Origin of the sequence: Variovorax paradoxus NBRC 15149 (assembly GCF_001591365.1) — a bacterium.
GTDB lineage: Bacteria > Pseudomonadota > Gammaproteobacteria > Burkholderiales > Burkholderiaceae_C > Variovorax > Variovorax paradoxus.
On record NZ_BCUT01000002.1, the window covers coordinates 398,839 to 410,881 of the forward strand.

Consider the following 12,043-nt stretch of genomic DNA (forward strand, 5'->3'; position numbering starts at 1 on the left):
GGAGGGCGGCATCAGGCCGTTTTTGGATGTTCCTTGACGCGGCTGACCAGCTGCGTCGGGTTGACGAATTGCAGCGCGATCAGCAGCCAGGCCAGCGTGACCGCCATGTAGACCATCGCCATTGCATCGACCGACTGCGGCGCACGAACGCCCGCCGCGAAGACCGCGTAGTACAGGGCCACCACCAGCGTCTGCGAATCCGGGCCGGCCGTCAGGAAGGTCAGCTCGAACATGCCGATGGTGCGCACCAGCACCAGCAGGGAGGCCGCCAGAATGCCCGGCGCCAGCAGCGGCAACAGCACGTGCCAGAACAGCTTGAAGGTGTTGGCGCCGAACACGCGGGCGGCGGATTCGAGGTTGGCATCGATCTGCTCGATGAACGGTGTCATCACCAGGATCATGAACGGCACGGCCGGAATCATGTTCGCCAGGATCACGCCGAAGATGGTGCCCGCGATGTGCGCCTGGTACATCACGGTCGCCAGCGGAATGCCGTAGGTGATCGGCGGGATCATCAGCGGCAGCAGGAACAGCCCCATCAGCAGGTTCTTGCCGCGGAAGTTGCGCCGCGCCAGCGCGTAGGCCGCCGGCACGCCGATCAGGATCGACAGGAACACGACGGCGGCGACCACCTCGATCGTGACCCACAGCACGCTGTCGAGCTGGAACTCCTGCCAGGCGGTCTGGTACCAGTTGAACGTGTAGCCATCGGGCAGCCAGGTGCCGAGCCAGCGGCGGGCCACCGAGCTGGTGCCGACCGCGGCCACCATGAGTGCGACATTGACGATGAAGAAGCCCATCACCAGTGCAACCAGTGACTTCCAGAGTTTCATCAGCAGGCGATGCGTATCCATGGTCAACCTTTGCCGCCGGAGACGGGGCCCCGATAGAACATCCCGCGCGCGCCCAGGACCGCGGCAACGACGAACAGCTGCACCACGCCCATCAGCATCGCGACGGCCGAAGCCATGGAATAGTCGTAGCGCTCGAAGGCGGCCTCATATGCCGCGATCGAGATCACTCGGGTGGCACCGGCCGGCGACCCGAGCAGGACCGCCGACGGAAACACCGAGAAGGCCTGCACGAACGACAGCGCGAAGGCCATCGCCAGCCCCGGGACCAGCAGCGGCAGATAGATATGCCGGAACTGGTTCCACGGCGTTGCGCCCAGGGTCGAGGCAGCGCGTGGCAGGTTGGGGTCGATGCCGGTGATGTACGACAGCGTGAGCAGGAACGCGAACGGGAAACCCGAGATGACGAGCGAGATCAGGACGCCCCAGTAGTTGTGCGTCAGCCGGATCGGGCCTTCGTAGATGTGCAGCCACTGGAGCGACTGCGACAGCCAGCCCTTGGGGCCGAAGTAGCCGAGCATGCCCTCGGCGATCAGGACGGTGCCCAGCGTCAACGGAATGACCAGCAGCGTGGTGATCAATTTCTGGAAGCGGCTGCTGTGGCGCATCTGATAGGCGATCGGCAGCGCCGCGCCGACGTTGATCACGGTGGCGGGAATGGCCAGCTTGAGCGTGGTCCACACCGTGTCGCGCAGGTTGCCGGTGGTAAAGAACTGCGTGTAGTTCGCCAGCCAGTTGCCTTCCATCGGATGGAACGACAGCTGCAAGCCGTAGAGGAACGGATAGACGAACAGCACCACCATGAAGAGCGTCGCCGGCACCAGCAGCAGCAGGGACCGGTCGAACGAAGACGGGCTGGCGCTGCTCATGGCACCATGCCCGCGGCTGCATCGACGGAATAGGCCAGCGCCTTGTCCGGCGCAATGGCCAGCATGACCGGATCGCCGACCCGCAGGCGCGCCGTCGTGCGCACGATCAGCTTGAGCCCGCCGGCCACCTCGACGTCGACGATGTTGTCGTGGCCGCAGTATTCGACATTGAGCACCCGGGCGGCAAAGCTGTTGTCCACCGGTGAAGAGACGACGTCGAATTCCTCGGGCCGGATCGCGAGCATCGCCTTGCCGCTGGCGAGTGGCTGCATCGCCCGCGCGTTGAGCGCCAGGCCGCTGCCGGCGAGCTGCACCGACGCGCCACTCTCCGAGCGCACGTCCAGTTCCACCAGGTTGCGATAGCCCATGAAGCGGGCCACGTCCAGGTTGGCCGGCTCCGCGTAGATGCGCTGTGGCTCGGCAATCTGCTGTGCCACGCCGTCCTTCATGACGACGACGCGATCGGCCAGCGACAGCGCCTCGTCCTGGTCGTGGGTGACGTAGATCGTCGATCGTCCCAGTTCGCGGTGAATGCGCCGGATCTCGGCGCGCATCTCCAGCCGCAACTTGGCGTCGAGATTCGACAAGGGCTCGTCCATCAACACCAGCGGCGGCTCGATGACGATCGCCCGGGCGATCGCGACCCGCTGCTGCTGTCCGCCGGACAACTGGCCGGGCAGCTTGTGCGCCTGCGAGTTCAGCTGCACCAGGTCCAGCGCCCGCTTCACGCGCTGCGCCGACTCGGCGGCTGGCACGCCGCGCATCGCCAGCCCGAACGCGACATTGCGCGCCACGCTCATGTGCGGAAAGAGCGCATAGTTCTGGAACACCATGCCAAAGCCCCGTTTTTCAGGCGGCAGCACATCGATGCGGGTGTCGTCGAGCCAGATGCCTCCATCCGTCAAGGGCAGCAGCCCGGCCAGGCAATTGAGGGCCGTCGACTTGCCGCAGCCCGAGGGTCCAAGCAGCGCGATGAACTCGCCGCGCTTGACCGTCATGGTCAAGGCATTGAGCGCGGTGAAGCTCTGCACGCCCTTGCCCGCCGCAAAGCGGCGCGTGACGCCATCGAGGCGCAGCTCGGAAAAGTCTGAAGTCATGGAGAGACACAATCCTGGAAAGAAGCAGCCTGCAAGCGCCCACATGGACGCGTGCAGCATCGGTCGGGCGCGCGGTGCGCGCCGCGAATCACTTGGTCTTGCGGGTGCCGATGTCCTGGTCCCAGCGGCGGAATGCATCGACCATGGCCTTGGTCTCGAGCGGCACGGCATGAGGGAACTGGGCCAGCCACTTGTCGTAGTCAGGCCGTCCGAACTCCTTGATCACGTCCTGGCTGTCCTTGGGTGCCAGCGACAGCGGCACGTCCTTGACCGCCGGGCCCGGATAGAAGTAGCCCTTGTCATAGGTCATCGCCTGCTGCTGCGGCTTGAGCAGGAAAGCCATCAGGTCGAGAACCACCGCTTGCTTCTCCGGCGGGACGCCCTTGGGAATCACGATGTAGTGCGCATCGTTGACCCACGTCATGCCCTTGAAGGGCAGCACCTGGAAGTTCTTCGGCACGATGCCCAGCGCCCTGGGGTTGATGTCCCAACCCGTCACCGTCAGCGTCATGTCGCGCGAGCCTTCGCCCAGTTCCTTCATCACGGCTGCGGTTCCCGTCGGGTAGTACTCGATGCAGGCGTCGAGGTCCTTCAGGTAGGCCCAGGTCTTGTCCCAACCATTGATCGGGTCGGCAGGGTTCTTGTCTCCCAGCAGATAGGGCAGCCCCATCAAGAAGGTGCGCCCCGGACCGGAGTTGGCGGGCCGTGCATAGATCAGCTTGTTGGGATTGGCCTTGCACCAGGCCAGCAGTTCCTGGGGCGTCGTCGGCGGCGTCTTGACCTTGTCGGGGTTGAACTCGACCAGCGGGCCGGCAGGCATGAAGACGATGGCCAGGCCGTGGTCCTTCGCCAGCGCTTGCATCTTGTAGGCGTTGGGAAGGTAGTTCTCCTGCAGCTTGGGGAACTTGGCCGCGTAGTCGGGGAACAACTTGACCCACAGGTTCATCTCGAGGCCGGCCGCGAGCGCATCGGTGCCGACAATGATCATGTCGATGTCACTGCGGCCCGCGTTCTGCATCGCCTTGATCTTGGCCGGGATCTCGGGGGCGGGCGCCTTGGTGAAAGTGAACTTGGAGACCAGCTTGGGGTTCTGCGCCTGGTAGGCCTCAAACGCCCCCTGCGTCAGCGCCAGATTGCCGGCGGCGTCGATCACGTTGATCACCACCGGCGACTTTGGCATCTCCTGCGCCTGGACCAGGCCGATGCCGGCACAGCTCGCCGCCCCGAGAACGGCCGCAATGAGGGCGCGGCGATGCCGTGAGAGGGAAACTGGGCGCATTCGGAATCTCCTGATGGATGGGCTTGGCAGGCGGAATCTTGTAAGACAACTTTCGAGTTGTCATCCGGGTTTTCGCTGAGCCCCGCGGACACACGCCAACCTCTGGAGGAGCAAGGGTGCTGCGGGAGAGCCACTCGCTGTTCTCGTCAAGTTCGGAAGATTTGCTATAGTTGTCTGACAAAGATTCCCAGGGTATCGGTTCGATGGCGGAACACTTGCTAGACGTCAATGGCGGCACACTGCCCGACCAGATCTACGCCCGGATGGTCGAAGCCATCCTGCGCGGGGACTACGTCGACTCCAAAAAGCTGCCGACGGAAAGCGAACTGGCCTCGCAATTTGGAGTCTCGCGGCCGACCGTCCGGGAGGCACTGTCGAGGCTGCGATCGGACGGGATCATCGAGTCCCGCCGCGGCTCCGGCAGCCAGGTCGTGCGGGCCCCCGGGACACCGGCATCGAGCATGCCCCCCATCAGGAACTATTCGGACATCGAGCGGTATTACGCCTACCGCACAGTTGTTGAATCGGGGGCGGCGGCCGCCGCGGCGGAGTTCCGCACTGCCGACGACCTGACGACGATCAGAGCCTGCCTGGAAGCGCAGACCCTGGCCATGGAGGGTGGAAACAAAGGCATCGAAGACGACGTCCGCTTCCACAGGGCGATCGCGAGGGCCTCGCACAACCAGTTCTTCGTGGCCGCCGTCGAAACGAGTGTCGCGCCCATCAGGCAATTCATGGAACTGGCGCGCAGCGTGCGATCGAAGATGACCGTCGAGCGTGTCCGGCTGGTCCAGATGGAGCACCAGCAGATCCTCGACGCCATCGAGAAACGATCCCCGGCCGACGCCGCCGAGGCAACACGGCTCCATATCCTCAACGCCAAGCGACGGATCTTCGACGCAGCGAAATTGCGGTAGAGCGCGACGGCCTGGCCGCCCACAAGGTTTGCTCCATCCCTACCCGCGCGGCAGCTATGCAGCGATTGCCGACATCCGAAGGGCTCGTGCGAATGGGTACTATCGGCCATAACCAGAAGTTGAAGGACGGCCAATGAAACGTGATGAGGTTCTTGCCGCCGTGCTCCAGTCGGCAGACCGCTTCGGAGCGGACAACCCGCAGCAACTCGCTTTTCTCCGGTCGCGGCTGGGCCGCTGTGCACCCGCTGAGGTTTTTGCAGGCCTGTTCGCGGTCTTCGTCGAGAGTGCACCCAAAGAGTTGCGGTCTCAGCGGCAGGAGCTGGCCGGCAGATTGCTCGATACAGCAGAGCCGACCAAGGAAATTGACTTGGTCGAATGCATACGAGCGTCCCTGCCGAGCTACGACCTCAGCGTCGAGCAACTTCCCCAGTATTTCGCCCGAGTGCTTGGGAAGCAGGCGGCAATCGATGCGCTCGCATCTGTGCAAGCGACTGAGGGCTTGAGTGACGGAGAGATTGCTGCCGCGCGCACCATGCGCTGGTGGCTGGGAGACCCGACGGCTGGGGAGCAACCGTAGGCCCCTGCCGCCGTCACCGGTCGCGGCCAGAGCCCGCTTGCATCGCGCCAATTTGAAGGTCAGCTTTGGAGAAATCCGTACAGCCGGTTTGGGCCGAGGCTGTGTAGAAACGTGCAACACCTCGATGCGAATAACGGCGTACTGAGGCCAGCGCCATCGTGCAGCGCCGAGACGCGTCTGAGATCGACTTGAGGCCTTAGTGACCTTCTATCGAGGCGCAAATGAGAGCCTAAAGGGCCTCACGTTACCGCCAGCCGCATCGCCTTCATCGTTTTCGCAATACCCAAGACGCTCATCACCCGCTTGAGGTTGTAGGCGAGCACGTGGAGACTCATCTCCGTCCCAACGTGAGCCATCGTCTTCATCAGGAAGTGCGTTGAGCCCATCCAGTGTTTCAACGTTCCGAACACATGCTCGATGGTCGCGCGTCGCAGTGTCATCGCGTCGGGCCTGCGGTCCAAGCGCTGCTGCATTCGATCTATCAGGGCTTCATGCGCCCAGCGGCGGATGCGTCGGAAGGATGAGGTCGTGCACTGATCTTTCAGGGCGCAGCCTGGACAGGCACTGGACCAGTAGAGACGCAAGTCCAGGTTGTCCTCCAATCTGCTGAACCGATAGATGGCTCGCTGATCGGCAGGGCACCGATACTCATCGTCCTTCGCGATGTAGACGAAGTCGGCTTTACCGAAGCGCCCGTGCGCTTTCGCGTTGGAGGTCATCGGCTTGGGTACGAAGGCAGTGATCCCTGCATCCTCGCAAGCCTTGATCTCCAGGTTGTTGAAGTAGCCGCGGTCTGCGAAGGCCTGCAACTTGGTCTTACCCATTGCCGCGCGTGCGGCCACTGCCATCTTGGTCAACTGAGTTCGGTCATTGCCGATGTTCGTGACTTCGTGAGCGACGATGAGGTGGTGCTTTCCGTCGACTGCTGTCTGGACGTTGTAGCCAACGATGCCCGTGCTCTTGCCGGACTGAAGCATTGAGCGCGCGTCTGGATCCGTTAACGAACGCTGCTGGCCCGGTTCACTCTTGAGTTGCTCCCTCGTCTCATCGAGCTGCCGCATCTGTTCGCGCAGCTTGCCGATCTTCTCTTGCAGGCGCTCGGTCTTAGCTTCGAAGTCGGCTGGCTGGACGCGGTCCGTGGTCTCCAGCGCATCGAGGTAACGCTGAATGCTTTGCTCAATCTGCTCCTTGCGTGCTTCGATCTTGCCCGGGGAGAAGTTGCGGTCGCGGCTGTTGACCGCTTTGAACTTGCTCCCGTCGATGGCCACCACGGCTTGAGAGAAGAGCTTCATTTGACGGCACAGCACGATGAAGCTGCGGCATACATTGCGGATGCCCTTTCCGTTGTCGCGGCGGAAGTCGGCAATGGTCTTGAAGTCGGGAGTCAGGCGACCGGTAAGCCACATGAGCTCAACGTTGCGTTGAGCTTCGCGCTCCAGTCGACGACTGGACTGGATGCGATTGAGGTAACCGTAGATATAGAGCTTGAGCAGAACCGATGGGTGGTATCCAGGGCGGCCAGTGATTGCAGGGTCTGCACCCTCGAAGCCGAGAGCGCCTAGATTCAATTCGTTGACGAACGCATCGACGATGCGCACCGGGTTGTCTTCGCCAACGTAGTCGTCAAGGCATTCCGGCAACAACGTGACCTGGTATCGGTCCGCGCCTTCGATGAATCGCTTCATGGGCCACCTCGCTGGAAACGGGTGACCTCATTTTATTTTTGGACTGGCGCTTGGGGAAGGGTTTTCACACGGCCTCGGCCCGAAGCAGAAGTCCGCTACTCTCGAAAGCTGCCGTTCGCGGACGCCGCAGTACTCAGCGCGGTAGCCGTCAACTTCTATCCTGCTATGCATCTGAAGGAGAACTGCCGGCGCCCGACCTGCCGACCGGAACGAGCCAAGCCGAAACAGCCCCGCACAGTAGGCCTACGCACGACGAGAGATTTGCCACTTCGTCTACGCGTGCCGCACGGCTTGGACCGGCTTGAAGCACCAGGTGGAAGTATGCCCAAACACCCGCATACCCAGCGAGGACGCCGATGACAGCACCGGCGAGGATGCGAATTTTCAACTGAGGAAACAAGGCGACCAAGCCAAGCGCCGCAACGCAGTATAGGAAGCCAGCGATTAATGCCGGACCGCCGCCAACAGCAAACGCTCCAATGATTGCGAAAGGGTGAAAGGCGAAAGCAAGGTCACCAGAAGATTTGTATAGGACAGCCACCAAAAAAAGACCCCCCACCGGTCCAAGGATGGCAAAAATCGCAATCGACTGCGCAGCATGAACTATCTTCGGTTCGCCGGAGAAGATGGGTGCCCTTGGTGAAGCGCGTCTCAATCTGGACGTGACCGGTTTCCAAGTACTGTTAGAGCCGAAGTCGGCGAAACACGTTGGGCACGACTTGGCCCCCGATGAAACCTCTGCGTCGCAGTTAGGGCAATAGTGTGCGTTAGTCAATTCGTGCCTTTAAACGCCCTTTCATCGGGCGTCTCAATGGCTGATTTTGGCCGCATTCTGCCCGTCGCTGCTCTAACCTGCCCGCACGTCGCTGCAGTGCAATCGGACAAACGTTCGGCGGAGGTCGGCAACGAAACCCGCCATGTCTTCGAGACCGTGTACCTCAACGTCGCCGTTGTCTGCATGAAGAACCACCCGCACCAGGTTGTTGCCTTGCCAGTAGAGGCTTGCTCGGCCGATGTCAGGACTCGCCAGAAGCCAGGTGCGGGAGTTCGGCGTTTCCTTCGATACTCCCCCAGCTGTGACGTCCAGAAAGGTGTTATCGAGAACAGCCCTCAGCGGCCGGAGCCACCTTCGGACGACGACGACCAGCAGGGCGACTGCGACGGCGAAAGCGAGATAGAACGCAAGTACGGCTAGGTGTCCTGCCTCCAGGGGCGCCAGCTTCCAATATCCCAGTGGAGCGACAACGCATGCCACCGCTGCGGCGCCCCAGAACCTTCCGGTGTGGGAAAAGGGCCTACTGAGATAAGCCTTGCGGGCATCAGACAATCGGTGCTTCATTGGCCGCAGAACAGGTCCATTGAGGGGAGGCGGTGAGTGTCGGCTCTTGGCCGAAGGCCGTCCTCTCCCACTTTGGGCTAGGAGAACTCTGCGTCGATGACTTGGCGTTGATGGTCAATCACGACCGTTCCAGCCCACAGCACTGCGACCGCAAACCAGACAGCCAGAGCTACACGGCCACCATTCCGTCTGAATCGACCGAGGATAATGAGGAGAGCCATGGAATTCACAAGTGTGAAAGCCGCGAGGACCGGGACGAGAAAGAACAGCCAGTAAAAGGCGTCGCCGGGTCCGCGTGGCATGCCTTCCTCGCCGGAAACCACCCACAAGGCGGATGCCAACTTTAGATAGACGGCCATGCCAAGCAGATTGACGGCAATCCAGAGCGTCCGGCGCCGAAGCAGGGTTTTCATCTTGCGCTTCTCTCAGTCATGGCGCCAGTCTAGCCTCTGGCGGCGTGCACGCCAGGCACTGCCAAGGCAAAACTGGGAGGGCGTGACGAACGTCTGGTTGTGGCTGACTGTAGCCTGTGAGGGTCACCGGGCTTCGGGCCCGTTGCAGTCATCGAAGCTTCGCAGAAAAGCGGGCACTCAGCCTGGTGGTTTGCAACGGGCGATGAGCGTCGCTTACGGGCCGCTACCAAAAGAATGTTCTTGCTTGTGGGACGAACAGGCCGACTAGGAACCAAAGTGTGTGGCCAGCCCAAATCAGAAGCGTATAGAGCGCGATTTGCTCCGAGGTCCAGGTGACGGCTGGCAGCCAGTCGACGATGAGGAGCGAGCGCCATCCCTCAAATTTCGCCGCACCTCCGGCCCATACAACCCAATATACGAACAGCGAATTCGCAGCGTACAGAAGAAGCCATAAGGCGATGCTCATAGATGTGGCGCTGGACGTCTGGTCTTGGCCGAGGCTGTGTGAAAAGACTCCCAATCCCGCCCATCAAAAAATAAAATCGATGCACCGTTCCAAGCGAGGTGGCCATGAAGCGATTCATCGAGGGCGAAGACCGACAGCAGGTCGCGCTGTTGCCGGAATGTCTTGATGACTATATCGGCGAAGACAACCCGGTGCGAGTCGTCGACGCCTTCGTCGAGGAACTTGATCTTCAGGCACTCGGCTTCAAAGGCGTGGACCCAGCTGCTACCGGTCGGCCTGCGTACCACCCGGCGGTGCTTCTCAAGCTCTACATCTACGGCTACCTGAACCGTATCCAGTCCAGCCGGCGCCTGGAACGCGAAGCGCAGCGCAACGTCGAGCTCATGTGGCTGACCGGGCGCCTGGCGCCCGACTTCAAGACCATTGCCGACTTCCGCCACGACAACGGCGCGGGCATTCGCAATGTCTGCCGTCGCTTCATCGGTCTGTGCCGCGAGCTCAAACTCTTCACGCAAGCCATCGTGGCTATCGATGGCAGCAAGTTCAAGGCCGTCAACAGCCGCGACCGCAATGTCACGCCCGCCAAGATCGATGCGCGCCAGCGCCAGATCGAGCAGAGCATCCAGCGCTACCTGGACACGGTGGAGACGGCGGATCGCACACAGCCTGCTGAGGTCGAAGCGAAGACCGAACGCCTGCAGGACAAGATCCGAACCCTGCGCGCGCAGATGCGCCAGCTCGACGAGACCCAGGAGCAATTGAAGAAGCTGCCCGACGGGCAGATCTCCACCACCGACCCCGATGCCCGCTCGATGAACTCGCAGGCCAAGGGCTCGGGCCTGGTGGGCTACAACGTGCAGACGGCGGTCGATGCCAAGCACCATCTCATCGTGGCACACGAGGTGACGAACATCGGCAACGACCGGGCGCAGTTGAGCAAGATGGCCAAGGCCGCACGTGAGGCCATGGACACGAAGAAGCTGCAGGCCTTCGCCGACCGTGGCTACTTCAACGGCACCGAACTCAAGGCCTGCGAGGACGCGGGCATCACGGCCTTCGTTCCCAAGCCGATGACTTCCAATGCCAAGGCCGAGGGGCGCTTCGACAAGAGCGACTTCATCTACATCGCGAAGGACGATGAGTACCAGTGCCCTGCAGGCGAGTGGGCCATCTACCGGTTCAGCACGCTGGAGAAGAACGGGCTCAACGCCCATGTCTACTGGACCAGCGCCTGCCCCACATGCGCGATCAAAGACCAATGCACGACAGGCGACTACCGACGCATCCGCCGATGGGAACATGAAGAGGTGCTCGAGCGTGTGCAGCAGCGCCTGGACAAGAAGCCCGAGGCCATGACCCTGCGACGGCGCACTGTGGAGCATGTCTTCGGGACGGTAAAGCACTGGATGGGCTCGACGCACTTCCTGACGAAGACGCTGGCGCATGTGGGCACCGAGATGAGCCTGCATGTGCTGGCTTACAACATCAAGCGAGTGATCGCCATCCTGGGAATGAGAAGAATGATGAAGGCGGTGCGGCTGGTGGGGGCATGAGCCTCTTTACCGCGCTTCAACGGCGCGCAGAGGGCCCGCTGGGCTTCAAATCCATTCGTGCCCGTCTACGACGACTGGATGGCCTGCGAGGCTGGCGGTGGCCCTCGTGACGCGGATGCTCGGCATACTGGAGCGCCGAGAGCGTTTCCACACAGCCTCGGCCGATAGGACCCATTCGCACGAGCCCTTCGGATGTCGGCAATCGCTGCATAGCCGCCATCAGCAGACCAATGTCGAACGCTCGCAACGGGTCGACTGTGTAATTCACAGACTAACGCAGTAGGCATTTGGTCAGCGTTGACCAGGCGTCAAGCAAGTTAGGGTTAGCTGAACTCGCGCAGCGACGGAGGCTCTAGTTGCTATCGAGCGGCAGTGGCCAGAGTGGCTGAACTCCTGTCTGTTTTGGGTTAGTAGGCACCCATGTAGTCGCGCTTACCGATCTCAATACCGTTGTGGCGCAAGATGGCATAGGTGGTGGTCACGTGGAAGAAAAACTGCGGCAGTCCATAGTGCAGAAGATATGCGCCTGCGGTCAGCTTCTTTTCCTTTGGGGTGCCGGGGCGCAATACGATCTCGCGGCTCTCGCTTGAATCAAATTGCTCAGACTTTAAGGAGCCGATGTGGGCCAAAGCTTTGGCGATCAACGCTTGCAGGTCGGCGAAGCTGACCTCAGTGTCGGGCCAGGACGGCACCTCGGCACCAGCCAAGCGGGAGGCAATGCCCTTGGAGAAGTCTGCGGCGATCTGTACCTGACGCACCAGCGGAAACATGTCAGGGAACAGCCGCGCCTGCAGCAGCGCATTTGGATCGATATTTTTCTGCGTCGCGTGGTCTTCGGCCTTCTTGAGCACGTCGGACAGGGCGCGCAGCATCTGCTGCATGACGGGAACGGAGGCGTTGTACAGCGGGCTGGTCATAGTGAGTTCAGTTCTAAAATTGGGCACGATGGCCGGAGTTGGCGTGGCAGAGGCCCTGCCGACCATGTAAGGCTAACAGC

At 61.7% G+C, this 12,043-nt stretch carries 11 protein-coding genes; 4 read left to right on the forward strand and 7 right to left on the reverse strand.

From position 1 onward, the window contains the following. Positions 1-11 precede the first annotated feature (11 nt). The 4 genes from VPA02S_RS16705 to VPA02S_RS16720 form a co-directional block, all read right to left on the reverse strand. Complete coding sequence (locus tag VPA02S_RS16705; protein WP_015865589.1) at positions 12-854, reverse strand: ABC transporter permease; 843 nt, start codon at positions 852-854, stop codon at positions 12-14. 2 nt (positions 855-856) lie between these two features. Next, complete coding sequence (locus tag VPA02S_RS16710) at positions 857-1,720, reverse strand: ABC transporter permease (RefSeq protein ID WP_062364830.1); 864 nt, start codon at positions 1,718-1,720, stop codon at positions 857-859. Then, complete coding sequence (locus VPA02S_RS16715) at positions 1,717-2,817, reverse strand: ABC transporter ATP-binding protein (protein WP_062364831.1); 1,101 nt, start codon at positions 2,815-2,817, stop codon at positions 1,717-1,719. The genes VPA02S_RS16710 and VPA02S_RS16715 overlap by 4 nt, the downstream gene beginning before the upstream one ends. An 88-nt stretch (positions 2,818-2,905) precedes the next feature. Next, on the reverse strand, positions 2,906-4,096 hold the full coding sequence (locus VPA02S_RS16720; RefSeq protein ID WP_062364832.1) for an ABC transporter substrate-binding protein: 1,191 nt from the start codon (positions 4,094-4,096) through the stop codon (positions 2,906-2,908). A gap of 170 nt (positions 4,097-4,266) precedes the next feature. On the opposite strand from VPA02S_RS16720, the gene VPA02S_RS16725 reads away from it, so the two are divergent. Next, the gene (locus VPA02S_RS16725; protein WP_244883543.1) at positions 4,267-5,013 is read left to right on the forward strand and encodes a FadR/GntR family transcriptional regulator; all 747 of its coding nucleotides are present in this window, start codon (positions 4,267-4,269) and stop codon (positions 5,011-5,013) included. A gap of 133 nt (positions 5,014-5,146) precedes the next feature. After that, the gene (locus tag VPA02S_RS16730) at positions 5,147-5,590 is read left to right on the forward strand and encodes a hypothetical protein (protein ID WP_062364833.1); all 444 of its coding nucleotides are present in this window, start codon (positions 5,147-5,149) and stop codon (positions 5,588-5,590) included. Between the two features lie 239 nt (positions 5,591-5,829). On the opposite strand, the gene VPA02S_RS16735 is transcribed toward VPA02S_RS16730, so the two are convergent. After that, the gene (locus VPA02S_RS16735; protein WP_062364834.1) at positions 5,830-7,275 is read right to left on the reverse strand and encodes an IS1182 family transposase; all 1,446 of its coding nucleotides are present in this window, start codon (positions 7,273-7,275) and stop codon (positions 5,830-5,832) included. An 811-nt stretch (positions 7,276-8,086) separates the two neighbouring features. Between VPA02S_RS16735 and VPA02S_RS31740 the strand changes: the two genes are divergently transcribed. Further along, positions 8,087-8,470, forward strand: a complete 384-nt coding sequence (locus tag VPA02S_RS31740) for a hypothetical protein (protein WP_155736585.1) — start codon at positions 8,087-8,089, stop codon at positions 8,468-8,470. A gap of 221 nt (positions 8,471-8,691) precedes the next feature. Here VPA02S_RS31740 and VPA02S_RS16740 read toward each other — a convergent pair whose 3' ends face one another. Further along, positions 8,692-9,027 (reverse strand): hypothetical protein, encoded by a 336-nt coding sequence (locus tag VPA02S_RS16740; protein ID WP_062364835.1) that lies wholly within the window; start codon positions 9,025-9,027, stop codon positions 8,692-8,694. A 570-nt stretch (positions 9,028-9,597) separates the two neighbouring features. Here VPA02S_RS16740 and VPA02S_RS16745 point away from each other — a divergent pair. Continuing rightward, positions 9,598-11,046, forward strand: a complete 1,449-nt coding sequence (locus VPA02S_RS16745) for an IS1182 family transposase (protein ID WP_062364836.1) — start codon at positions 9,598-9,600, stop codon at positions 11,044-11,046. Between the two features lie 407 nt (positions 11,047-11,453). Here VPA02S_RS16745 and VPA02S_RS16750 read toward each other — a convergent pair whose 3' ends face one another. After that, on the reverse strand, positions 11,454-11,963 hold the full coding sequence (locus VPA02S_RS16750) for a DUF1993 domain-containing protein (protein ID WP_018906066.1): 510 nt from the start codon (positions 11,961-11,963) through the stop codon (positions 11,454-11,456). Between the last annotated feature and the right edge of the window lie 80 nt (positions 11,964-12,043).

Bases quoted from the DNA above. Each gene is read 5' to 3' on its own strand.
- VPA02S_RS16730 (WP_062364833.1), top strand. From the start codon at position 5,147: ATGAAACGTGATGAGGTTCTTGCCGCCGTGCTCCAGTCGGCAGACCGC.
- VPA02S_RS16715 (WP_062364831.1), bottom strand. From the start codon at position 2,817: ATGACTTCAGACTTTTCCGAGCTGCGCCTCGATGGCGTCACGCGCCGC.
- VPA02S_RS16740 (WP_062364835.1), bottom strand. From the start codon at position 9,027: ATGAAAACCCTGCTTCGGCGCCGGACGCTCTGGATTGCCGTCAATCTG.
- VPA02S_RS16710 (WP_062364830.1), bottom strand. From the start codon at position 1,720: ATGAGCAGCGCCAGCCCGTCTTCGTTCGACCGGTCCCTGCTGCTGCTG.
- VPA02S_RS16720 (WP_062364832.1), bottom strand. From the start codon at position 4,096: ATGCGCCCAGTTTCCCTCTCACGGCATCGCCGCGCCCTCATTGCGGCC.
- VPA02S_RS16735 (WP_062364834.1), bottom strand. From the start codon at position 7,275: ATGAAGCGATTCATCGAAGGCGCGGACCGATACCAGGTCACGTTGTTG.
- VPA02S_RS16705 (WP_015865589.1), bottom strand. From the start codon at position 854: ATGGATACGCATCGCCTGCTGATGAAACTCTGGAAGTCACTGGTTGCA.
- VPA02S_RS16750 (WP_018906066.1), bottom strand. From the start codon at position 11,963: ATGACCAGCCCGCTGTACAACGCCTCCGTTCCCGTCATGCAGCAGATG.
- VPA02S_RS31740 (WP_155736585.1), top strand. From the start codon at position 8,087: ATGGCTGATTTTGGCCGCATTCTGCCCGTCGCTGCTCTAACCTGCCCG.
- VPA02S_RS16745 (WP_062364836.1), top strand. From the start codon at position 9,598: ATGAAGCGATTCATCGAGGGCGAAGACCGACAGCAGGTCGCGCTGTTG.